We start from the raw sequence: 20,485 nt of genomic DNA, 5'->3' as shown, positions 1-20,485 counted from the left end.
CCGATGGTTTCCACTCCGACGCCACAGCGACAGCTCCGGGGCCACCGGCCCCAACGCCCCGCCCAGCGCGTGCTCAACTCGGCCGAGCACCACGCGTGGCTGGCCCGGCATCTCACCGACCGCGACCGGTGGCTGTGCCGGATGCTGTTCGAGCACCACGTGCTTACCAGCACCCAGATCATCGACATCGCCTTCACCGGCCGCCGCGCGGCGAACCTGCGTCTGCGCAGCCTCTACCAATGGGGCGTGGTGCACCGGTTCCAGCCGCACCGCGACCGCGGCTCGCACCCGATGTACTACGTCCTCGACACCGCCGGCGCGGTCGCCATCGCCCGCGAAGACGGCCTCGACCCCAAGGAAATCGGCTACAACCGCGAACGCGAGATCGGGCGCGCGTATTCGCTGCAGCTGGCGCACACCGTCGGCTGCAACGGCCTGGGCACCACCCTCATCCGCCGAGCCCGCCAACCCGGTGCCACCGGCATCCTCACCGCGTGGTGGTCGGCCGCCCGCTGCGGCAGGCACTGGGGCGACATCGTCACCCCCGACGGCTACGGCCGCTGGCGCGAACACGACCGCGAGGTCGAGTGGTTCGTCGAGTTCGACTTCGGCACCGAACCGCTGTCCCGCTTGGCGGGCAAGCTGGCCCGCTACGAACGCCTGGCCGACGCGACCGGCATCACCACTCCCTTGCTGGTGTGGGTGCCCAGCGCCACCCGCGAAGCCAACGCCCGCCGGGCACTGGCCGAAGCGCTGCGGGCACTCGACCGGCCCGCGCGGGTGCCCGTGGCGACCACCAGCGGCGACGCCGCCGCCGATCCGCTCGACATGGCCGAACCCCGCTGGCGCCGCGCCGACGAGTCCGGCACCGTCGGCCGCGTCGCACTGGCCGACCTCCCCGCACTCTGGCCCGGCCTCGGCACATCAGTGGGCCGCGGCAGCCCCGATCCCGCTGGCGCCGCACCGACGGCCGCGGGGCCGGAACTGGCGCCGCCGTCGCCCATGCCGCCACCTGGCCCCAGCCGTCTTTGGCGGTGACGTGGTCGTGGGCAAGATCGCCGTGACCAGTGGTGTGTTCGTCGTCGTGCTCATTCTGCTCGTTGGCGGCGGAGCCATCGCCGTCGTCCAAGCCGTCTTCGGCAGCTCACGCCCCGGGGTGAGCTGCGCGCCCGCCGGGGCGAGCACGACCTCGGCAGCCGGGTACGGCCCGCAGGAGATGAGCAACGCGGCGATCATCGTCGCCGTCGGCCAACGGATGAACGTGCCCGAGCAGGGCTGGGTCATCGCCGTCACCACCGCGATCACCGAGTCACGCCTGCAGAACCTGAACTACGGCGACCGTGACAGCGTCGGCCTGTTCCAGCAACGACCCTCGCAGGGCTGGGGCACCGTCGCGCAGATCATGGACCCCAGCTACAGCAGCGAACAGTTCTACCGGCACCTCACATCGCTGCCGAACTGGCAGCGCATGTCCGTCACCGAGGCCGCGCAAACCGTGCAGCGGTCAGGATTCCCGGACCGATACGCACAATTCGAACAGGCGGCCCGCCAGGTCATCGGTGCCGTACAGGGCATTCCCTGTACCCCCAGTGGAACCGGCGACTGCGCCGCCATCCAGGCGCCCAACCCCACGGTGATGGCGGCCCTCAATTTTGCTTGTGGCCAAAGAGGGTTACGGTATGTCTGGGGCGGAAATGGCCCGAGGGACGGAGGTTTTGACTGCTCTGGCCTCACCAAGGCCGCCTATGCCGCAGCCGGAATCAGCCTACCCCGCACCGCACAACTCCAGTACAACGCCGGGCCCCGAGTCTCAGCCGGAGACCACATCCAACCCGGCGATCTCGTCTTCTTCGGAACTAGTGGCTCTGCCGTCACGCACGTCGGCATCGCCGTCACACCCACCACCATGGTCAACGCACCCGATTTCGGCCAGCCCATTCAGGTCAGCCCTCTCGGCCGGAATCTCGTCGGAGTCACACGGCCTGCACCACCGCTCCGTCAGACGGCCGCCCATTAAGGAGCAAGAGCGCTTCGGGTGGGCGTTAACGTAGCCAGGTTGTACGGTTCGTCGCGTGGATTTTGCGATGTTCCGAGAAGTGTCTGCCTTCCTCGATAAGCGAGTCGACGAAGGCGTGCGCGAGCCCGTGCCGCGCGCGCTGCACGCTGCCGAAGCGAAGCAGCGTGTCTTCAACGAAGCTGGCTCCGCCGTCGAGCTAGCCGAGGCGCTCCCCGAGGAGCCATCCGCACAGGCCGCGGCGGAGGTCTACTTCGCAGTGCTGCGCATGCTGGCCACCGAGTACCAGTCGCACGAAGATTACCGGCTCGAGTGGTGGCCAGAACACGAAGAGGAGTAGTCCTCCACCGTCGGGCGGCTCGTCGTGTACCCCGCGTTCGCGGTAGTGGCGTTGGGCAGGATGTGCACGGGTCGATTGCGGTGTGGATCGCAGCTGTCCGAGGGCAGGATGACGGACGCCTCCCGTTGCTCGGTTGGCCAGTTGGTCATCATGAGCGGCACGCGCCAGCCCGGAGTCATTCGCAGGCTCGACCGTGATGCCTCCGGCTCGCCGCCTCGTGAAGTGGCGCGGACTATAGATGCGCCCCTGAGCGGGACGCTACTCTTCGGTGGTAGCGCCTTTGAGGTGGCTGTAGAGGTTGGCGCGACTGAGGCCGACCTCACGGGAGATCCTGGTCTTGGGTACGCCTGCTTCGTCTGCTGCGCGGATATCGGCAAGGCGGTCCTTCCGCTCCGACTTCAGCTGCTTGGTCAGGATCTCCTTCATCTCTTGCAGTGTGCTTTCCAGGTTTCGGATCGCTTCCAGGGCCCCTTCGAACGCTTCGACGTGCTGCCGGCGGGCGCGGAGTTGCGCGATGTGCTCGTCCTGGTCCATCTGCGGCCTCTCTCGCGTGTCCTGGGTAGGCAGTCCCAACCGTGGAGGTGAGCACCTGTTTCCTACCGTGTCGCCCTGGACACCTTACCGAGACAGCATGACCGGGACGGGCGTGCCTTGACCGCGATGGGATCGTCTGGCCAAGGCACGCCGCAGCTGACCTGGTCGAGCTTCGCCGAGGCTCACTGCAGGCTGCGGGTAGTGAGGTCCCGGGCACAGGTGATCACGGTCGCCACCCGGGTGCGCAGCAGCTCGTTGGTCCCGGCCGACGTCTCCGCGGTGACCGGGCCTGGCACCGCGTAGACGCGGCGCCCCAGCGTGCAGGCCGCGCGAGCTACGGCCAGTGCCGGGCTGCGACGGCCGGCCTCGACGACAACGGTCGACCCGCTCAGGGCGGCGACCAGACGCTGGCGAGCGTGGACCCGGGCACGGCGAGGTCGCATGCCGAGGGGGTACTCGCTCACCAGGAATCCACCGGATTCAATGATGTCCTGCCGCAGTGGGCCGTGTCGGGCAGGGTGCTCGACATCGATGCCGCAGGGCAGCACGATGACGCACCGGCCCGGCCCGGAGGCACTCACAGCGCCGCGCAGTGCTTCGCCTTCGATCCCGTACCCCGCCCCGTTGATCACGGTGATTCCGCGGCGCGCGAGGTCTCGGCCGAGGTCGTCCGCGACGTGCTCGCCGTAGGGACTGGCGGCCAAGGTGCCGACCACCGCGACCGCGTTGGTGTCCAGGTCACCCAACCGTGGCTCGTTCTCGCAGTCGGCCCCGAGTTCCCTGCTCCCAATCGATCCTGGCTCTTTCCTGGTCATGTGTCCTCCTTGACGACGATCTCGTACGGGTCCTGGTCCACCAGTAGCGGCAGGATCGCGCCGTGGTCGAAATGAACCCAGATGTGGGCGCCGTTGCCGCCACGCACGGTGCCTTCGGACCCGACCGGCGGTTCGCCCTGCACCGGTCCTGTCGTCCGGATCCGTGTCTTGTATGGAACCGGGCACGGCATGGTCAGCTTCACCGTGTAGGCGTCCTCCGACAGCGTTATTTTCCTGCCCCACGCGGTCAGCGACGGCTCCCGGGCCGCCTCGCTTGCGATGCGTCCCGGCACCGCGGCGGCGGGCTTCGGCATCAGCGCGTCGAGGGCATAGTCCAGTAGCTTCCGGATGGCCGCTGCCCGGTCGTCCAGCTGGTTCAGCGTGGCCCACGCGTCGACCCGCTTCTTCCTTTTCTCGCCAATCTCGGTCCGGATCGTGCCACCGATAGTTCCGCGTCCTGTGCCGTGCAGCTTGGGACGGCCGGGGTGAGGGCGGGCAAGCGGAAAGAACTGGCGGTGCCGGGCTTGGTTGCGCAGATCAAGGCACGGCTGTCCGGTCTTCTGTTGGCAGCGCGTGCATTTCCCGTAGTCCGACCAGTCCGTGGCCTCCGGTTCCGGCGGCTCGGTCATGATCGGTACTCCGTCCATTCCGTGGCGGCGGTGGCTGTGCCTCGCAGCCACAGACCGAGCGGTGCTCCCATTCCGGTCATGGCCAGGTCATGGGCTGCGCTCCTCGGCCAGTTCTCGTCTTCGGGGGTGATGAGCCAAGCAATGCCTGCCTCGAGTGCTGCCAGGTCGTCGCCTAAGTCGGGGTCGGGCCATGCGATCTCGGCCAGCACCGACGCGGGCGCCGCACCGGCCTGGATGCGTTCGACTGCTTCCACGGGTCCGTGCACCATGGCGTACATGCTGACGGACGGGGCAGGCGGCTCCGTGGCATGCATCAAGAAGAGCCGGGCACGGATGATGTCAGTGGCTACAGACATGGAGAATCTCCCATCGAAATAGCGAATTGCAAGAAAAGGTGACGTTGGTACCTCGGGCGGGTTCGTACGCCCGGTGCGGACGACGGCAATGCGTCGCCCGCACCGGGCGGAACACCCCGCGTGCCGCGCGGTGCTCGCGCGCCTCGTCGGGCCGCACCGACGGCCGTCGCCGTCCGCCGCTCGTTCTCGGTGCGGTCGGTGCTCAGCCGTCGCTGTCCAGGCGGAGCAGATCAGACAACACCTTCGGCGGCTCTGCGCTACCGGGCGACGAGGGTACGGCGGGCGACGGCGAGGCCTCGACGGCGACTTCCAGGGCCTCCAGCTTCCGGCGCACCGCTGTGAGCGACTTGTACGGGTGGCCCGTCGCGCCGTAGTCGAGGGCTGCCTGGCTCTGCAGGTACGAGACCATGGTGGCGGCTTCCGTGGCACTCATGTCGAACACTGCTGTGGTGGCCGTGAGCCGAACCCTGGTGGCCTGCTCGTCGCTCAACGTCTCCGTGAGCGCGCGGATGTTGTGCGGAGTCAGTTTCGTGATTTTCACTTCCGACATGTCATTCTCACCTTTCATTCCTAAGTGGACATTTCAGCCGGTTGAACGGTCGAGGCCCATGCGAAGGTCGCGAGCTTCAGCTCGGTTACTGCGGCGGTGCCGACGCGGCATACCCGCTATGGGTTGATGTGCATAGCTTTCCTCCATTTCTGTTACGGGGCCTGGTTTTCCCGCCGTTACTCACGAGGAAGTCCGGCAGGTGCGCTGGGGCGTTCTGCGCTGCGCTTGTTCAGTCGGCGCGCTCCCATTCGAAGGTGGCGCCGATCGCGTAGCGGCCGTCCTCGTCGGCGGTGATCCGCGCGGGCAGGTAGCCGTCCTCGCCGATGGCCTGGTGATCGAGCAGGACGATCGTGTCGCCCTCCCAGTAGACGCGGTCGGTGCCCTCGGGGTATTTCCGGGCGGTGTCGGCGATCCAGGCGACGACCACCTCGGCCACGGGGCGCCGGAACCTCGGGCTGCCTGCCCTGCTCCAGTCGTGCTCGGCAGATGTCAGCGCGGGAAATGCGGGGTCGGTGCCGTCGATGTTGATGGTGACAAGGATTTCGTCGTCCTCGGCCGCCAGCCGACCGGTATCGGCCAGCAACGCGGCGTCGGCGCGCTCGTCCGTGGGTGGCGCGGTGAGTTCCCAGCACCACCCGGCGGCGCCGATGCCGTATCGGCCGTGCTCGTCCGGCACGACCTGTACGGGCCACTGCTCCTCGGTTTCCAGGACCGTCAACACGTCGCCGTCGAAGGTGGCGGTGTCGGCCCAGTTGGCGGGGTCGTGGTCGTGCATCGTGTTGAGCCACGCGACGATGGCGTCGGCGACGATGCGCCGGAAGCGGGGCACGGCGTAGCCGTTCCAGCGTTGATCGTCGATGATTGCGGGGAATGCGGCTGTGGTGTCGGCGAGTTCGACGTACACCTCGCCGTCGCTCGCTGCGGGCACGGGTGGCGTGGACATGTCGGATTTCCGTTCTTCTGCCGATGGTGTGGTCATCGGGTGGTGGTGATCGGCTGGGTGGCCCGATGCGGGCGTGGTAGCGGCTGTAGAGGGTGTGGGACGCGGCACTGACCGGCTGGGTCGCGCGGCAGTGGCAGTAGCGCGGCGGAGGCGGCGGTGTGGTGGTGCCGGTAGCACGACACCGCGTTTGGCCGGGTTGCCTGGTGTCAGGACCAGTCGCTCCACCAGGCACGGACCTCGGACGGTTCGGTGTCGTAGCATTCGATGATGACCTGGTCCAGGTCGGCGCCGGGAGTGTCGAGGCGTGTGAGCGCGGCGTTCACGACGAGGTTGATCAGGTCGTCGTCACGTTCGCTCGTGGGCAAGTCGTCGGTCACCAGGTCGGCGCCATCGTTGACCGCGCGGGAAACCTGCTCTCGCGTGAAGTGCGGCACGCTCGGGTCCGTCGGTGTCCACTGTGGAGTTGATCCGGCAGACTGGTCGGCGTGCGGGAAGGTCGCGAGGAACGCGGCGACCTGAGCGGCGTCCTCCGCGGCGACCGAGAAGATAAACGTCACGTGCCCGCCGTTGCGGGGCACCGTGGCGGTGCCCGCCAGCGGGCCCGCGTAGCGCACGATGGCTTCCTGCGGATCCCATCCGGGCCCGTCGGGCCGAGGCTGCTGGACGGTCGCGCCAAGTGGGGCTGCGATGGCGTGTGCGAGCCGGTCCCGCGTGGCGGCCTGCTCGTCGAGCCGCTGTTTCAGCTCGCGCGCTTCGGCGAGGGTGCGCCGGTAGGCGAGCAGCAGCCGCCGCGTGGTTTCGGCCGCGACGGTGGCTGGTGTCTTGGTCGGTGACACGGTGATGTCGTGCGAGGGCACCGGGTTTCCGTGCCGGTGCCGGATGCTCGCCAGCTCGGCCGGGAGGCTGGCGGACAGCTTGAGTCGTGGTGTCTTCTCCTCAGCGTCGTAGTACATGTGGACTTGTTCGCTGTCCGGACCGATGAGGTAGCGGTCGCGGTCACCGTGGTGGCCTGGTTCGACTGTCCACGTTCCGGCGAGCGCTTCCGCCATCGCTGCGGCGAATGTCGGCACGTCCATGGCTGTATTTCCCTTCCTTGTCAGGGGTTTCTCTGCGAGATCGGATGGCGTTCGCCGTGGCTGGCCTGGCGCGTGGTGAGGTCATCCCGCAGCCACGGCACCCGCGCGGGCGATCTGGCCGCGCGAGCACCGAAGCGGCGACGGTCCTGGTCAGACCGAGGCCAGCACCGTGCCGAGCGTGGACACGGTGTCCTGGTCGAGCGCGTCGGCTTTTCCGTCGACCGCGCGGGACATGTTCCGTTCCGCGCGGGACGCGTTGCGCACGGTCGCTTCGTGGTGGGTGAAGGTGTTGACCGCCTGCACCACGCCCCACGCCGTGCCATGCCACGGGGCGACCCGGGTGTCGCTGGTCCACAAGCGGTGCAGCGCGTCCCGCTCGTTCGTCGCGGTGGTGCGGGCGCGGCCCTTCTCCTCCGGGATCGGGGTGTGTGCGTCCAGGAACGCGCGCCAGGCCCGGTCGGTCACGGTGGTTTCGCACAGGGCCTTGACCTCGGCGGCGAATTCCTCGGCCACGGTGTGGACCATCGCGAGCGCGTCGCGGGCCGCCACGATGCGGAACTTGCCGTTTTTGCTGTGCTTGACCTTGAACTGCTGGCCGTACTCGCGCAGCCCGGCCGCCATCGTGTTGTCACACACCACGTTCGTCACGGTGCGCTTGTACGTGGTGGCCAGGCTGCCGTCGTGGCTGGTGCAGGCGACCAGGTTCGGCCGGAACTCGACCCCTTCCGGGGTGGTGATGTTCTCCGGTACCTCCACGCTCACCCATGCCTGTTTGCGGTCGCGCAGCAGCCCGGCGGAGCCGATCGACAGACCGTCGTCCAGGATCGTGCCGACCTTGTCCAGTAGCCATTCCTGGTACTGGTGCACGGTGTAGCCGTCGGCGAAGATCCCCAGCACGTCGCCAGTGTCCGACGCGGTAATGGCCTGCCTGTTCGGGACACGACGTAAGCCGAACCTGCCCGCGACCAGGACCGGTTCCGGTTCGGCCGTCCAGCCGAACAAGCGCCGCTGGACGTCGGCGACCGGGACGGGACCGGGGTAGTGGTTGGGCTCACTGCCCTGGGCCGAGGCGCGGTAGTGCCACGCGTGCCCACGCTGGTCGGTGAAGCCGATCAGCACGTTGTTGTTGAGCCATTCGCTGGTTTCGTTGGACATGACAGAACCCACTTTCGCTATCGGTGGCGACACGAAAGACCGTTATGCGGTCACGGCGTCCGCGCGTCGACACGCGCGGGCACCGAAAGGACACAAGGGCTGTGTGGTCCTCGGTCCTCAGCCAGCGATGGGAAGCACGGTTTGGGCGGGGGCCACGTACGGCTTGCGCCACTCCGCGAGGATCGTTTCCGCTACGTGCTCCACAGCGTTGTCGTGCGCGTGGTTCGTCGCGGACGTGGCCGATTCACAGGTCCAGCAGTTCCCCTCGAACGAGTAGTAGAGGACCCGGATTTCTTCGTGGGTGTAACCGAAGTCGTCAAGATCGACACATCCGAACCAGTCTTCAAGTTCCGACCGGGTATCCGACTCCAGCCACGCGTCCCACGCCTCTTCCTGCAGCTCTTGTTGGTATTCTTCGAGCGTGCTCTCATCCACTTCCCCCACGTCGATGGACTGGGCAATTTGGACAAGGTTGGTCAGCCACTCAAGCCCGGTGTCGACGTCGTCGCCGTTCGTCGGCAGCTCGCCGAGCTGCACCCACGCGGAGCCGTAGCCGTGTCGGCCGTTCGTGGACGTCTGAACACCCGGGGTTCCATCCAGGTAGCGGACATTCGCCGCGTCACGTTCGGTACCGCCATAGTCCGAGTAGTCGACCAAGGTCACCGTGATGGCATAGTCTTCTTCGGTTTCCGCCCCGTCCGACAGCACCAGCGCGTGCACGACGTCGTCGGCGAGGTCCCGCTCCTGGAGCGGATAGGTGTATCCGTTGCGATCCTCGGACAGGCTTACCTGACGACATTCCAGTAATTCGTTCCACAGTTCAACAGCTTTGGCGTATTGTTCCGGCGAGTAGACGTGTTCACCCTTGTACGACATGAGAGAATTCCTTTCGTGAGCACGTAGTGAAGTGCTCAACGTCCTGCGTGACGGTTCAGGCCAGCCACGAGATAGGAATGCGCGCTTGGCTACGCGTCGCTCCCCGCTACTGCCCTGCACGGTTTCACTGCTGTCCGCGCGACCCAAGCCACTGCCCGCGCTATACGGGACTTGCTCACAACGTCCAGCACAAAAGGAGAGAAAGGAAGAAGATCGCCCGCAGGGCGCCGCGCCCCGGTCCTGACGTCCTTTCGGTCTCCCACCTAGCCTGTCTCGCTTACCTGTCTAGGTTGACGCTGAACCTAGACACTTTCAAGCTGCCGGACCGTTCTGTTATCTCGCTGTTACCTTTAGTGTCGCGCTCGCCGCTCAACCCCATAAGGCTCTTGAGCTGGAGAAATGCAGACAATCGGCGACCCGCACGGCGACAGCCAGCACCGCGCCCGCGACCGCACAGCCGGAACGCCGGCCCCACCGTTGCCGCACGAGCGACGAACCGAGAACAAAAGAATGAGAAGCGGAAAGTCCGCTTTAGGGAAAGGCAACCAACGCAATCGGGGCGACCACAGAGTCACAAGGAACGACAGCCAACCACCACCCCAACCGACTGTTCATGTGCCCGCCGGGACCGAAGTCGGAGGCCGCAAAGGAAGGGGCTATGGGGCGCTGGCCTGCGACAAGGAGCAATGCTCCCTTTTCTCCCCTAGAGGGGCAGCCCAGGAGAAGCCCGAGAAGAAGGCGCAGAGGAATCCTGAGAGGGGGCCGCTAGCGACTAGGCCGACGCCAGCGGAGCGCGTATCTTATGCGAATTTCGCGGAGCCCAGCGAAATGGCATAATCGTAATGCGAAACCACGGAAGCGCCTCATCTTGACAGCGACCAGGTTTCTCGGCAGATGAGTTCTATTCTACACTCGACAGGCCTAATTTTCTCGCTGCGGCACCACTGTTTCGTTAGCTCGCTTGCTGACTTCGCCGCGGCGCGTTGCGGGGCTGGCGTAGGAGATCGGCGAGCCCGAGGGTGTCGCGGGTGGGCTTTTGGTCGAGGGTTGCCAGGGAATGGGTCAGCAGGCTGAGTGTGCGGGGGATGTTGTCGTGCTGGCCGAGGCGGGCTTGGGTGCGCATGAGGTCGCGGTAGATGGCTTCGTTGTAGGGGTCGAGGCGGCGGGCGTGTTCGAGCAGGGCGAGGGTCTGCTCGAGGTCGTCGTGGCCGATGGTGCGGATCAGGGTGCTGAGGGCGTCGAGGACGTCGCGGCGGAGTGCTTCGCGGGGGCCGTCGATCCAGTCGGCGGCAATGCCGTCGGCGAGCTCGCCTTGGTACAGCGCGGTTACGCGCCGCGTTGCGGCGATGGTGTCGTCCCGGGTGGTGGCGTGCCGGCGAGCGGCGAGTGCTTCTTGCAGCTGCCAGAGGTCCACGGTGACGAGAGTCGGGTCGAGCGCGTAGTGGCCGTCGCCGGTGACGGTGAGGTCGGTGATCTCGTTGTCGGTCGCGGTGCGCAGTCCGCGGCGCAGTTGGGACATGGTGGCGTGGAACGCGTTGTAGGGGCGGTCACCGGGTGCGTCCGGCCAGAGCGCGGCGGTGAGCACCTCACGGCGGGCACCGTCGGGGTGCAGCGCGAGGTAGACCAGGATTTCCCGTTGCCGCGGTGCGAGAACGTCGATGAGGTCGGCCTCGTGCGGTGCGCCGCGTGTCAGGTGCAATCGGCCCAGGACCCGTAAGTGCAGCGGTGCGGGGGCCTCGGCCGCGGTGACGGTAGCGGCCGGAGCTGGCGATGCCGCCGTGGCCTGCTCCTCTCCTCCGGGTGGTCGGGCTGCTTCCAGCCGCAGCGCCTCCTTCCCTGAGCGGGCTGTTGGCTGCACGGCGTCCCCGAAGTCCTGAATCTCTTCGCCCCTGTCCGGGTGGAGTGCAGGCTGGTGGTCCGGCAGGTTGGCACCGTCATGTTCCGTTGGGGTGGCGGGGCCTTCGGCGCTGCGGAGTGCGGTGAGTAGTGCGGTGGCGTCGGTGACGGGCAGGGTGAACAGGCGGGTGCCGGAAAGAACCTCGGCGCAGGGACGGGTCGCGGTGACGGCGCCGTCGTGGTGGATGTGGGCGGTGGTGCCGAGTCCCCATTGGCCGAGGAGCACGCCGGCCAGGCCGAGGGTGGCACCGTTGCCGAGGACTGCGTGCAGGCGGTGTTCGACGTGCGGCTGAGGGCGGGCGAACAGGACGAGCGGGCCAGGAGCCGGGGGCTCGGCCTCCTCGTCGGTGCGGCGAGTACGGGTCAGCAGCGCGGTTTCCATCTCGGCGACGGCCGCCTCGAGGGACGCGGCGACGTGCACGGTGGAGGGCACGCTGCCGACGTCCACGCCGTCGAAGACGAAGCGCAGGTCGTCGGCGGGCACGAGCACATCGATGCCGGGATCGGTGTGCCGTTCGGTGAGCAGGTGCAGCAGGAGCGCGCGAGCGGCGGAGGTGGCGCCGGGACCGGCCAGTCCGAGCCCGCGGGTGCTGGCCAAGTTCAGGGCGAGTTCCCGGCTGCCTCGCACCCCGACCGATACCGGCACGGGTTGGCTGGCGGGCTCCAAGGTGCCGCGGGTGGCACGGCGGTCCTGCGGGGTGGGCATGATGTCGACGAGGTCGGCGTCGGCGACCGGCGGCCGTTCGTCATCGTCGTGGTCATGGACGGCGCGCAGGGCGCGGACGACGGGGGCGGGCGAGCGGTGCAGGTCGGCGCGGTCGCCGCTGCCGATGCGGTAGCCGCGCCGACGCCAGATCCGTGCCGACACCACGGCCGCGGCGATCGCTGCGGCGAGGCCGACGCTGACGAACGCACCGGTGCTCAGGTTCAGCCCTGGTTCGGACCTGTGGTCGCTCTGGTCGCCGGAGGTCGTCTTCTCGGCGGGGGCCAGGGCGGTATCCGGTGCCGGCTGGGGTGACGCTGACGGCGATACGGTCGGCGGGATGCTCGGCGACGGTGGGGCTGGAGCGTGTGGCTGTTGCTCGCCGGGCGAGGTCTCCCCGGGCAACCTCGTGGTGGGCAGGTGTAGGTGCCAGCCGGGCAGCAGCAGATCCGGATCCCGCAAGGCACGGCCGTCGGGCTGGGTGCGGCCGACGTTAGAGGCGAACACCTCCTGCCACCGGTGTGCGTCGCCGAGTTCGCGTGCGGCGATGGCGCTGAGCGTGTCGCCCGGCGCCACGACCACCGTGCGGTCCGACGCCGCGACCGCAGCGGGGTCGGGAAGGTTGTGGGCGTCGGCGGGGAGCAGCAGCACCCACCCGGGGCGTAGCTCGTCGGCGCCGTGCGCGAGTCGTTCCGGGTTGAGCCGGACGATGTCGTGGTAGCGGGTGCCCGCGCCCAGGTGCCGTTCGGCCAGGCCCCACAAGGTGTCCCCGTGCACCACCGTGTACGGCACCGCGTCCTCGTGCCGCGCGGCGGGAGCCACCGATGCGCCCTCGGTGCGGTTCGCGCTCCGGGCGGTCACCGCCGTCACCGCATCCGCTGCGGGTGATGGCGTAGTGGTGGGCTGCTGGGGCCAGGGCGGCGCGGTCGCCGCTACCGGGGCGGCGGGCACGCCGGTAGCGGAGGCGGTGCCGACGGAAGTAGCCACGAGGATCGCGGTGACGAGCCCGGCGATCCAGCGGCCGCCGGGCACCCGGGCCAGCACACCCCGTGCGGCGCGGACCCCGTGCCCTGTCTGGCGAACGAACTCGGTGATCGCGGAGAGGGTGAGCAGCCCCCAGCCTGCCCAGGCCACGGCGATCATCAGGTCGGCGACGAGGTCGCCGGTGAGCCAGGCCCACCGCAGCGCATTCCAGAGCCGCTCGGGCCATTGGCTGATCGGCACCTGTTCCGGCCACCGATCCGGGAGCAGCCGAGCGGGCGTGGCGCCGAGGGCGAGCAGCACGCACGGGACACCGGCAAGGAAGGCACCCAGGGCCAGCGCGGCGAGCCCGCCGCGGAGCCGTTGCGCGGTGCGGGAGGTCATGGGAGGCCGCCATTGCGGGTCCCGATGCCGAGTTCGGCCAGCGCGGTGCCGGTGGCCTGCCGGCTCGCGCCCAGCAAGCCGACGGTGGTGGGCTCGGTGACCGTGACGGTCACCCGGACCGCGCGGGGCCCGATGATGGTGACCTGGCCGGGATGTCCGGCGCGGGCGAGGTAGTCGGTCGCGGCGCGGGCAGCGGTAGCGGTGTCGATGCCGACACGGGGGCTGCGGGTGTCGACGGCGGTGTTGGCGGCGCGGGCGGCCTCGGCCGCGAGGGCGTCGGCGCGGGCGATCACCCGCGTCCGCGCGTTCCCGTCCACCACCAGCGCCAGCACCAGCAGCAACGCGAACGCGAGGACTGCGACCAGAATGGTGACCGACCCGGCATCCCGCGGATCCCCTGTCCTGGTCATGGGATTCCTCGATAGGGGTCGGTCGGGCTGGTGAAGGCGCTCGTGAGCGTGCGGGTCCCGCCCGGCACCGGCAACGCCAGATCCGTGAGCGGAACCTGGCACGTCACGCTCGCCCGCACCTGCCCCACCCGGCCGACGGCAAGGCCGTCTGCGGTGATCGTCACGCTGGATCCGTGGCAGGTGAGGCCCTCGCGTACCAAGCGTTCCCGCGCGACCGTGGTCCCGGCCTGCTGCGCGGCCGCGGGGCCGCGGGCCAGCGAGGCGGCGCGAGCGGCGGCGGTGGCGGCGTTATCGAGCGCCTGCTGCGCCGCGGAAACCCGCGCACCGGCGATGATCAGCAGGCCGAGGAAGAGCAGCGCTGGGACCAGGATCGCGGCTTCGACGCTGACCGAACCCGCGTCGCACCGGCGCCGGGATCGGGTGTCGGGTCGATGCCGGGCGCGGGGGTTCATGAGCCCGCTCCTCCGGGGAGGGTGAAGCGTTCCTTGACCGTGCGAGCACTCGCGTCGACCCGGATATCCCAGCCCGGAATCGGCAGCAGGCGCGGCGCGGTGCCGGTGACGGTCACCTGGACCCTGTCGGCCGTGACCACCGCGTGCACGGCAGGGCCGGTGAGGACGCCCTGTCCGGCGCGCGAGGTGAAGGAGCGGGCCGCGTCGGCGGCCGCGTCGGTGGTGGCCGCGACCGGGCGACCGGCGTCGGCTCCGGCCTGCGCGGCTTGGACAGCGATAGTGTGTGCGTGCCACCACAGGCCGCCCTGCACGATCACCAGGATCAGCAGCAAGACCACGGGGAACAGCACAGCCAATCCCACCGACTCCGACCCGCGATCACCGCCAAGCCGCGCACAGAGGGCCCTGCGCAGCCGTGTCCACCCAGGACGGATGGTGGCGAGTTCGGAGTGGCTGGTCATCACGTCGCCTCCGCAGGAATCCGCGGGACGCCGGATGCCGTGCCGTTGTGGTCACCGCGTTCGTCGCGCGACGCCGATGAGTCCCCGGTTCCCAGTGCCCGCGCCACCGACGATGATGGGCTCGCCGGGGTTTTCGTCCCAGCCGAGCCGCTTGCAGGTTTTTTTCGTTTGGTGCGCTGGGGTTTTCGGCCGTTGAACCATCGGGTGAGATCGGGAGCGGGGACGTCGGTGAACCGCGCCAGCTCGGCGATGTCCATCACCGCGGTGGCTTCGGCGAGCACGTCGCCGAGTTCCTGCTCGACCTCGCGCAGGTGGGCAGCGATCGCGGCCCGCTGCTGCGCGAGGTCACCGACCCGGGTCGCCAGGGCAGCGCGTTGCGCGCTGCGGGGCCGGTCGTGCTCGGCGACGCGGCGTTCGATCTCCTCAGCAGTCGGCATCATCGTGTCCTTCTCTCCGTGACGAGTTACGTGGCGCGGTGGCAGACGAACGGCATGAGCCCGACGGCGGCGTACCGGTCGTTGCGCGAGCGTTCCCAGGGGAAGGATCCGGCGTTGGTGAGGTCGCGCGCCGCGGTGACCGACGTGAACGTCGTCTGCAGCAACGCCTCGCTCCCGACGATCAGGTCCTTGCCGGCGACTCCGGCCAGCACGGCGAGCTCGCGGTCGACCCGGTCGCGCAGGTCGGCGTCGTGCAGTTTCCGGCTCCACTCCCGAGTCAGCACGACACACCCGGTCAGCTGCTCGGCCACCGCGGTCAGCCGGTGGTCGATCCCCGCGATCGCCTCCTCCAGCGTCTCCGCGAGCCCACCGTAGCCGGGCTCGGCGGCGAGCTGGTCGGCCAGGGCGCGGGTGGTGCGGGTGGTCTCCAGGCTGGACAGTGTCTGCCAGGCCAGCCGATGCGCCGAACGCGGAAGGTCCGGGTCCAGCCATCCACGGGCTGGGGTGGTGTGCAGGTGCGCGACCGCCTCCATCACCCGCACCGCGATCCTCCCCGTGGCCGGACCCATGTCGGTGAAATCCTTGGTGCGGAAGAAGAATTCGCCCGGAATCTCTAGGTGACAAGGTCCGCCGGTGTGCTGGTGGTCGCTGGCGCAATAGCCGAGATTGACCACGCCGATCACAACGCCGCCGCACAAGACAATCGTGCCGAGCACGATGAACGTGACAGTGAGGACGGTGTCACCGGCCGCGAGACCGAGGATCAGCACGAGCGCGCCGCAGAGTCCCGCGTGGACCACACTGCGGGAGCAGAACGCCCGCACCCGTTCCCGGTGCCAGCGGGCTCGAGGCAGGTCGGGGTTCCACAGCATCATGTCCGGCCCCTCGGCAAAGTCACCCACCGTCACCGGCGGCGGTGTGTCGTGGTGTGTCATGGCGTTCTCCGCGCGCCCACGTGTCCGCGACGTCATTTGATCTGCGCCTGATGGCTCTCCACCGCCGCACGAATAGCGATCATCAGCCCGATCGCCACGGCCGCACTGACGGCGGCGGTGATGGCCTTCTCCACCGATTCCGACCCACGATCACCCGAGGCACGCATCCGCGCCCACCGGCTCTCCACGCCCGCAACCAACGTCATCGCCAGCCCGGTCACCACCAGCACGAGCCAGTCGTTTCCCTGTCGTACTCCGGAGAGCACGCGGTTGATGGTCTTCGACATCGATGATCAACTCCTTCAATCAGGTCCGGGACCTGGTGTCCCGCAACGGTTTCTGTCCCCCTGTGGATTCAGTCAGGTGCTTCCGGTGAGGATGCGGATGAAGGCGGGGTAGATGGCCAGTAGGAGGAATGCGACCAGCAGCAGCGACACCGGCAGTGCGAGACGTTGGGAGCGCCTGTTGGCGTCAGCCCGGTCCGCGGCAAGGGCGGCGGCCCGGAGCGAGCTGGCTTTGGTGATCAGGGTGGTGTAGATGGCGGCGCCGTCGGCGGCGGTGGCGAGGATGTCGGCCAGGTCGGCCAGTTCCACCACGCCCATCCGCTGTCCCAGTCGTGCCAGGGCGTCCCAGGGTGTGTGTCCGGCGCGAATGGCGCGGCTGAGGGTGCGGTTGATCCGTCCGAACACCCACGAGTCGCCGACCGCGGCGGCTTCGGCGAGTGCTTGGCTGGGGGCGCGACCGGTGGCGCGTTCCTGGGCGACCAGGTCGAGGTAGGCGGCGGTGGCGCGGCGGAACTGCTCCCGTGCCCTGGCTGCGTCCTCGGCCACGGCCAGTATCGGAACCGCCGACCCGGCCGCCGCCGCACCCAGCACCACCAACACCACCACGGCGCCGGGCAGGCTGATCCCGCCTGCCCACGCCACCCCGGCCAGCGCGCCCGCGGCGGCAGCGCCGCCTGCGGCCCAAGCGAGGCGGCGGGCGACATACCGTTGCGCGGTGTCCTCGAGGACGTCGAGGTCGGCGGTGGGGATGCCCCACCAGCGGTTCGACGACCGCGCCGAATACCCGGCCACCCGCTGCACACCGCTCGCCCACCGGCGCCGCGCCGGAGCGCCGCCGGCTCGGTGGGCGGTGCGCTCGTCCAACTCGGCCACCGCGGCGGCGACATTGACCGGCGCAGCGGGGATCAGCGCGGCGAGTACGCACACGCCGGCGATTCCCGCGATCCCGCCCAGGACGGCGGCGACGATACCGGGGCTCATCGCGCCACCTCCCCGGTTTCGTAGGAGACGGTGGTCAGCGTTCGTGCCGGTGTCGGTTTCGGGGCACCGACAGGGATACGTGAGGCCGCGCCCAGCAGCCGGGCGGGGCGGCGAATACGGATCAGGGTGTGCATCCACCATGCGGCCGCGGCGAGCAGGCCGCCGATCCCGGCCAGCACGCACTGGCCGAGCAGCCCGTTGAAGGGGGTGAGGAAGTCGCGGGCGAAGACCGCCATCCCGGTCAGCATGACGACGGTGATGCCGAGGATGGCGCGGACGTCGGTGCGGGGTTTCGCCCGGTCGGCTTCGACGTCGCGGCGCGCCACCACTTCGCGTTCCAGGGCGGCGGCTTTGGCGTCGAGGATGTCCACCAGGCCGCGTCCTCCGGCGCGGACCCGCAAGATCAGCGCCAGGACCACCTCGTCAGCGGCCTCGTCGGCGATGTCGTCGGCGAAGGCGCGCAGCGCGGGTTCCAGGCCACGGGTGCGCAGCCGCACCGCCAAGGTTCCGATCTCAGAGGCTAGCGCGGTGGGGGCGGTGCGGGCCGAGCTGGTGATCGCCTGCTCCAACCCACCCGCGCCCGACGCCAGCAGGTCGGCCAAGCGCCGCGTCCAGCTCGCCAGCGCATCCAACCGCGCGATCAGACGGCGGGTGTCCTGCCCGCGCACCAACATCGGCACCGTGATCGTCCCGGCGGTGGCCAGGATCGCCGCGACCGGCCAGCCGGTCCCCCACCACACCAGCACCCCCGCGAGCACCGCGATGGCTGCCCGGCGCCGCGGAACCCGCGCGAGCCGCTGCCACCACCCCGGCGTCCGGCGCGACGCGCCGCGGTCAGGTTTCCGTGCTGGGGGCAGAAACGCGGCGATCACACAGGCGACGGCCAGGACCGCGGCCACACCGAGCAGGCCGGCCACGACGCTCGTCATCGCGCACCCCCCTCCGGGAAACCGGTCGACAGCCAGGAGCTTGCCTCGGCGGTGTCGAGCTGGCTGCGGTCGAAGCCGTGCCGCTCCACCCGCTCCAGCAGGTCGCGGCCGGGAGCGTAGGCCGGGACCGCGCGCCAGTCGGTCGGGCGGGGCGCGAAGATCCGGGTGGTATCTGGGCGGCCGGAGTCGCCGACCGGACCAACCTCGATCACCTCCGCCACAAACCGCTCCCGCCGCCCACTCCGGTGACCCTCGTGGTGGTGGTCGGTGCGGGCGACGTGCACGACGAGGTCGAGCGCCGCCGCGGTCCACTGGTGGGCGGCCTCGATCGCCAGCGGCGGATCGGCCAGTTGCCCGAGCGCGGCGATCCGGTCGAACACCGCCACACCGGAGGTGGCGTGCAGGGTGCACATCCCGCCCGCAGCGCCGTTGCCCAGCGCGCGCAGCATCGCGGTGACTTCGCCGGCCCGGACCTCCCCGACGATCACCCGGCTCGGCGAATGTCGCAGCGTCTGCTTCAACAAGTCGTCCAGGGTGATCTCGCCGGCGCCTTCGGAGTTGGAGGGGCGGGCTTCCAGCGGGGTGACCAGCGGGCGGCCGGTGAGGTGCAGGCCGAGTTCGTACTCCTCCTCCACCGTCACCACATGCTCATAGGCCGGGATCTCGCGGCACAACGCACGCAGCAGCGTGGTTTTCCCGGCGGAGGGGCCGCCGGAGACGACGAGGTTGCAGCCCGCCCGCACCGCCGCGGCCAGGAACGCCGCCAGCACCGGATCCACCGTGCCGTTCGCGACGAGCTCGGGCAGGCCGACGTCGACGAGGCGGTGGCGGCGGATCGCCACCCGCGGCCGATCCGAGACCTCCATCACCGCCGCCACCCGCGCCCCCAACGGCCCACCAGCCGGAATCCGCAGGTTTCCCAACGGGCGTCCGGCGTTGAATTCGCGGGAAGTTTGGCCCTGGCGGGCGAACATCGCCGCGAGCATCTCCACCAACTCCGCGTCGGTATCCGCGACCGGATGCGGCCAGCGCTCGAGGCTGCCATCGGCCAGCTCCAGCTGGATCTGGTCGCAGCCATGCACGTGGATGTTCTCCACGTCCTCGCGCTCCAGCAGCTCCTCCAGTACGCCGAGCCCGGACAGCGCCGCCACCACCGCCCGCACCAGCCGCCGCTCGGCCTCCATCGGCAACGGTGGCTGCCCGGCGGCGGCGCGGCGCTGCACCCACGCCGCCACCTCCTCGGCGACGAAGGCGCGCATCCGCGCCTGCTGCTCCTCGCCCGACAACGGCGTGGCCAGGTGGGTTTCCCCGGCGGCGACGCGTTCCAGGCGTGCGGCGACCGACTCGCGGATCGCCCGGACCAACTGCGGATCCGGCGCCCCGCCCACGGCTGCCTCCGGCGGCGGTGCGGTCGAGTCGGTGCTCGGAAGAGAATGCAGGATCGGCCGTGGATACGCCGCTGCCGCGGCGGCGGGCGGGGAACCGTTGTGCGGTGCGGTCATCGTGTCCCTCCGGTGAGCAGGCCCGCCGACGGGCGCGCGGTGGCCGAGGCATGTAACTCGGCGGGGGTGTAGTGGTGGTAGGTGCCGTGCAGGCGACGCGCCGCCCGCCGCAGCCCGCGCAGCAACGACGACCGGCGCGACAGGACACCGCCGTCGAGGCCGTCGGAGAACACCGCCGCCGCCCGCGCATCCGCGGCCACCTCCACCGCGATCTCCGCGCCGAGCGCGGCCCGCACCTCCCGGCTGCCCGCCGCGGTGGTGGCGCACACCGCCAACCCCAACCTGTGCGGCACGATCCGCTCCGCGAGCGCGGCCAGCACCGGGCGCGCGGCCAGCACATGCCGGGGCGTCGGCCGCACCGCCAGCAGCACCAGATCCGCGGCCAGCAGCAACGGCCACGGCGTCACCGCACCGAAGCGGCCGACATCGACCACCGTGTCCGCTGGACACCCCGTCGTGGTTTTGAACGCGGCCAGCGCCACGGTCAGCCGTGTCCAGCCCGTGTAACCGACGGCGGTGTGCTGGCCCGGGGCGTTCAACCCGGCCAGCAGGCCGACATGCCGGGCCACCGGAACCGCCTGCACATGCTCGACCAACGTGGCCGGATCCCCCGCCACGGCATGCCGGGTCTCCGTGACGTACGACAACACACCGACCTCCGGCCGGAGGCTGCCTTCTACCAGCCACTGGCTCAGCCAGCCCGGCGCCAGATCGCCTCCGGCGGGGTCGCAGTCGGCGAGCACCACCGGCGCGGGCCAGGCCGCCGCCAACGCCGCCGCCATCGTCGTCGCCCCCGGCGCCCCTTTCGCCGAGACGAGCGTGATCATCGCCAACATCCTCAC

General features: G+C 69.7%; 23 protein-coding genes. 3 read left to right on the top strand and 20 right to left on the bottom strand.

Annotated elements, in window-relative coordinates; all coding sequences use genetic code 11:
- Positions 1-3 precede the first annotated feature (3 nt).
- The 3 genes from ACFWX1_RS24225 to ACFWX1_RS24215 are packed head-to-tail and all read left to right on the top strand — an operon-like array spanning position 4 to position 2,354.
- A complete protein-coding gene (locus ACFWX1_RS24225) occupies positions 4-1,038 on the top strand; it encodes a replication-relaxation family protein (RefSeq protein ID WP_378390858.1) in 1,035 nt (344 codons plus the stop codon).
- Positions 1,039-1,045: 7 nt separating this feature from the next.
- Positions 1,046-2,017 (top strand): C40 family peptidase, encoded by a 972-nt coding sequence (locus tag ACFWX1_RS24220; RefSeq protein ID WP_378390856.1) that lies wholly within the window; start codon positions 1,046-1,048, stop codon positions 2,015-2,017.
- A 55-nt stretch (positions 2,018-2,072) separates the two neighbouring features.
- Positions 2,073-2,354 (top strand): DUF6221 family protein, encoded by a 282-nt coding sequence (locus ACFWX1_RS24215; protein WP_378390854.1) that lies wholly within the window; start codon positions 2,073-2,075, stop codon positions 2,352-2,354.
- 258 nt (positions 2,355-2,612) lie between these two features.
- Here ACFWX1_RS24215 and ACFWX1_RS24210 read toward each other — a convergent pair whose 3' ends face one another.
- The 20 genes from ACFWX1_RS24210 to ACFWX1_RS24115 form a co-directional block, all read right to left on the bottom strand.
- On the bottom strand, positions 2,613-2,888 hold the full coding sequence (locus ACFWX1_RS24210; RefSeq protein WP_378390852.1) for a hypothetical protein: 276 nt from the start codon (positions 2,886-2,888) through the stop codon (positions 2,613-2,615).
- A 182-nt stretch (positions 2,889-3,070) separates the two neighbouring features.
- A complete protein-coding gene (locus ACFWX1_RS24205; protein WP_378390850.1) occupies positions 3,071-3,703 on the bottom strand; it encodes a DNA-processing protein DprA in 633 nt (210 codons plus the stop codon).
- Positions 3,700-4,332: a hypothetical protein gene (locus tag ACFWX1_RS24200; protein ID WP_378390848.1), complete on the bottom strand. Its 633-nt coding sequence runs from the start codon at positions 4,330-4,332 to the stop codon at positions 3,700-3,702. Before ACFWX1_RS24200 ends, ACFWX1_RS24205 begins: the two co-directional genes overlap by 4 nt.
- Positions 4,329-4,688: a hypothetical protein gene (locus ACFWX1_RS24195; protein WP_378390846.1), complete on the bottom strand. Its 360-nt coding sequence runs from the start codon at positions 4,686-4,688 to the stop codon at positions 4,329-4,331. Before ACFWX1_RS24195 ends, ACFWX1_RS24200 begins: the two co-directional genes overlap by 4 nt.
- A gap of 202 nt (positions 4,689-4,890) precedes the next feature.
- Positions 4,891-5,238, bottom strand: coding sequence for a hypothetical protein (locus tag ACFWX1_RS24190; RefSeq protein ID WP_378390844.1), 348 nt, complete (start codon positions 5,236-5,238; stop codon positions 4,891-4,893).
- Between the two features lie 229 nt (positions 5,239-5,467).
- A complete protein-coding gene (locus ACFWX1_RS24185; RefSeq protein ID WP_378390842.1) occupies positions 5,468-6,181 on the bottom strand; it encodes a hypothetical protein in 714 nt (237 codons plus the stop codon).
- A gap of 206 nt (positions 6,182-6,387) precedes the next feature.
- Positions 6,388-7,257, bottom strand: a complete 870-nt coding sequence (locus ACFWX1_RS24180; RefSeq protein WP_378390840.1) for a hypothetical protein — start codon at positions 7,255-7,257, stop codon at positions 6,388-6,390.
- Between the two features lie 150 nt (positions 7,258-7,407).
- Positions 7,408-8,412: a DUF932 domain-containing protein gene (locus tag ACFWX1_RS24175; RefSeq protein WP_378390838.1), complete on the bottom strand. Its 1,005-nt coding sequence runs from the start codon at positions 8,410-8,412 to the stop codon at positions 7,408-7,410.
- 117 nt (positions 8,413-8,529) lie between these two features.
- Positions 8,530-9,288 (bottom strand): hypothetical protein, encoded by a 759-nt coding sequence (locus tag ACFWX1_RS24170; RefSeq protein ID WP_378390837.1) that lies wholly within the window; start codon positions 9,286-9,288, stop codon positions 8,530-8,532.
- A gap of 952 nt (positions 9,289-10,240) precedes the next feature.
- Positions 10,241-13,252 carry a LysM peptidoglycan-binding domain-containing protein gene (locus ACFWX1_RS24165; protein ID WP_378390835.1) on the bottom strand — a complete coding sequence of 1,004 codons (3,012 nt, stop codon included), beginning with the start codon at positions 13,250-13,252 and terminating at the stop codon, positions 10,241-10,243.
- Positions 13,249-13,662, bottom strand: a complete 414-nt coding sequence (locus ACFWX1_RS24160; protein ID WP_378390833.1) for a hypothetical protein — start codon at positions 13,660-13,662, stop codon at positions 13,249-13,251. Before ACFWX1_RS24160 ends, ACFWX1_RS24165 begins: the two co-directional genes overlap by 4 nt.
- The gene (locus ACFWX1_RS24155) at positions 13,659-14,114 is read right to left on the bottom strand and encodes a TadE family protein (protein ID WP_378390831.1); all 456 of its coding nucleotides are present in this window, start codon (positions 14,112-14,114) and stop codon (positions 13,659-13,661) included. The genes ACFWX1_RS24160 and ACFWX1_RS24155 overlap by 4 nt, the downstream gene beginning before the upstream one ends.
- Entirely contained in the window at positions 14,111-14,575 is a 465-nt protein-coding gene (locus tag ACFWX1_RS24150) for a TadE/TadG family type IV pilus assembly protein (RefSeq protein ID WP_378390829.1), read from the bottom strand. Before ACFWX1_RS24150 ends, ACFWX1_RS24155 begins: the two co-directional genes overlap by 4 nt.
- Entirely contained in the window at positions 14,575-15,015 is a 441-nt protein-coding gene (locus ACFWX1_RS24145; RefSeq protein WP_378390827.1) for a hypothetical protein, read from the bottom strand. The genes ACFWX1_RS24150 and ACFWX1_RS24145 overlap by 1 nt, the downstream gene beginning before the upstream one ends.
- A gap of 23 nt (positions 15,016-15,038) precedes the next feature.
- On the bottom strand, positions 15,039-15,947 hold the full coding sequence (locus tag ACFWX1_RS24140; RefSeq protein WP_378390826.1) for a hypothetical protein: 909 nt from the start codon (positions 15,945-15,947) through the stop codon (positions 15,039-15,041).
- 32 nt (positions 15,948-15,979) lie between these two features.
- Positions 15,980-16,234 (bottom strand): hypothetical protein, encoded by a 255-nt coding sequence (locus ACFWX1_RS24135; protein WP_378324551.1) that lies wholly within the window; start codon positions 16,232-16,234, stop codon positions 15,980-15,982.
- A gap of 72 nt (positions 16,235-16,306) precedes the next feature.
- Entirely contained in the window at positions 16,307-17,212 is a 906-nt protein-coding gene (locus ACFWX1_RS24130) for a type II secretion system F family protein (protein WP_378390824.1), read from the bottom strand.
- Positions 17,209-18,141, bottom strand: coding sequence for a type II secretion system F family protein (locus tag ACFWX1_RS24125; protein ID WP_378390822.1), 933 nt, complete (start codon positions 18,139-18,141; stop codon positions 17,209-17,211). Before ACFWX1_RS24125 ends, ACFWX1_RS24130 begins: the two co-directional genes overlap by 4 nt.
- On the bottom strand, positions 18,138-19,643 hold the full coding sequence (locus ACFWX1_RS24120; protein ID WP_378390820.1) for a CpaF family protein: 1,506 nt from the start codon (positions 19,641-19,643) through the stop codon (positions 18,138-18,140). Before ACFWX1_RS24120 ends, ACFWX1_RS24125 begins: the two co-directional genes overlap by 4 nt.
- Positions 19,640-20,479 (bottom strand): hypothetical protein, encoded by an 840-nt coding sequence (locus ACFWX1_RS24115; protein WP_378390925.1) that lies wholly within the window; start codon positions 20,477-20,479, stop codon positions 19,640-19,642. Before ACFWX1_RS24115 ends, ACFWX1_RS24120 begins: the two co-directional genes overlap by 4 nt.
- Positions 20,480-20,485 lie beyond the last annotated feature (6 nt).

This window comes from Amycolatopsis sp. NPDC059021 (assembly GCF_042739895.1).
Lineage (GTDB): Bacteria > Actinomycetota > Actinomycetes > Mycobacteriales > Pseudonocardiaceae > Amycolatopsis.
Note: the sequence above shows the minus strand (reverse complement) of the source record. Positions and strands in the feature narration are given on the sequence as shown.

Bases quoted from the DNA above. Each gene is read 5' to 3' on its own strand.
- ACFWX1_RS24170 (WP_378390837.1), bottom strand. From the start codon at position 9,288: ATGTCGTACAAGGGTGAACACGTCTACTCGCCGGAACAATACGCCAAA.
- ACFWX1_RS24120 (WP_378390820.1), bottom strand. From the start codon at position 19,643: ATGACCGCACCGCACAACGGTTCCCCGCCCGCCGCCGCGGCAGCGGCG.
- ACFWX1_RS24140 (WP_378390826.1), bottom strand. From the start codon at position 15,947: ATGACACACCACGACACACCGCCGCCGGTGACGGTGGGTGACTTTGCC.
- ACFWX1_RS24185 (WP_378390842.1), bottom strand. From the start codon at position 6,181: ATGTCCACGCCACCCGTGCCCGCAGCGAGCGACGGCGAGGTGTACGTC.
- ACFWX1_RS24125 (WP_378390822.1), bottom strand. From the start codon at position 18,141: ATGACGAGCGTCGTGGCCGGCCTGCTCGGTGTGGCCGCGGTCCTGGCC.
- ACFWX1_RS24165 (WP_378390835.1), bottom strand. From the start codon at position 13,252: ATGACCTCCCGCACCGCGCAACGGCTCCGCGGCGGGCTCGCCGCGCTG.
- ACFWX1_RS24195 (WP_378390846.1), bottom strand. From the start codon at position 4,688: ATGTCTGTAGCCACTGACATCATCCGTGCCCGGCTCTTCTTGATGCAT.
- ACFWX1_RS24145 (WP_378390827.1), bottom strand. From the start codon at position 15,015: ATGATGCCGACTGCTGAGGAGATCGAACGCCGCGTCGCCGAGCACGAC.
- ACFWX1_RS24225 (WP_378390858.1), top strand. From the start codon at position 4: ATGGTTTCCACTCCGACGCCACAGCGACAGCTCCGGGGCCACCGGCCC.
- ACFWX1_RS24205 (WP_378390850.1), bottom strand. From the start codon at position 3,703: ATGACCAGGAAAGAGCCAGGATCGATTGGGAGCAGGGAACTCGGGGCC.
- ACFWX1_RS24130 (WP_378390824.1), bottom strand. From the start codon at position 17,212: ATGAGCCCCGGTATCGTCGCCGCCGTCCTGGGCGGGATCGCGGGAATC.
- ACFWX1_RS24135 (WP_378324551.1), bottom strand. From the start codon at position 16,234: ATGTCGAAGACCATCAACCGCGTGCTCTCCGGAGTACGACAGGGAAAC.
- ACFWX1_RS24200 (WP_378390848.1), bottom strand. From the start codon at position 4,332: ATGACCGAGCCGCCGGAACCGGAGGCCACGGACTGGTCGGACTACGGG.
- ACFWX1_RS24210 (WP_378390852.1), bottom strand. From the start codon at position 2,888: ATGGACCAGGACGAGCACATCGCGCAACTCCGCGCCCGCCGGCAGCAC.
- ACFWX1_RS24160 (WP_378390833.1), bottom strand. From the start codon at position 13,662: ATGACCAGGACAGGGGATCCGCGGGATGCCGGGTCGGTCACCATTCTG.
- ACFWX1_RS24155 (WP_378390831.1), bottom strand. From the start codon at position 14,114: ATGAACCCCCGCGCCCGGCATCGACCCGACACCCGATCCCGGCGCCGG.
- ACFWX1_RS24115 (WP_378390925.1), bottom strand. From the start codon at position 20,479: ATGTTGGCGATGATCACGCTCGTCTCGGCGAAAGGGGCGCCGGGGGCG.
- ACFWX1_RS24190 (WP_378390844.1), bottom strand. From the start codon at position 5,238: ATGTCGGAAGTGAAAATCACGAAACTGACTCCGCACAACATCCGCGCG.
- ACFWX1_RS24175 (WP_378390838.1), bottom strand. From the start codon at position 8,412: ATGTCCAACGAAACCAGCGAATGGCTCAACAACAACGTGCTGATCGGC.
- ACFWX1_RS24150 (WP_378390829.1), bottom strand. From the start codon at position 14,575: ATGACCAGCCACTCCGAACTCGCCACCATCCGTCCTGGGTGGACACGG.
- ACFWX1_RS24180 (WP_378390840.1), bottom strand. From the start codon at position 7,257: ATGGACGTGCCGACATTCGCCGCAGCGATGGCGGAAGCGCTCGCCGGA.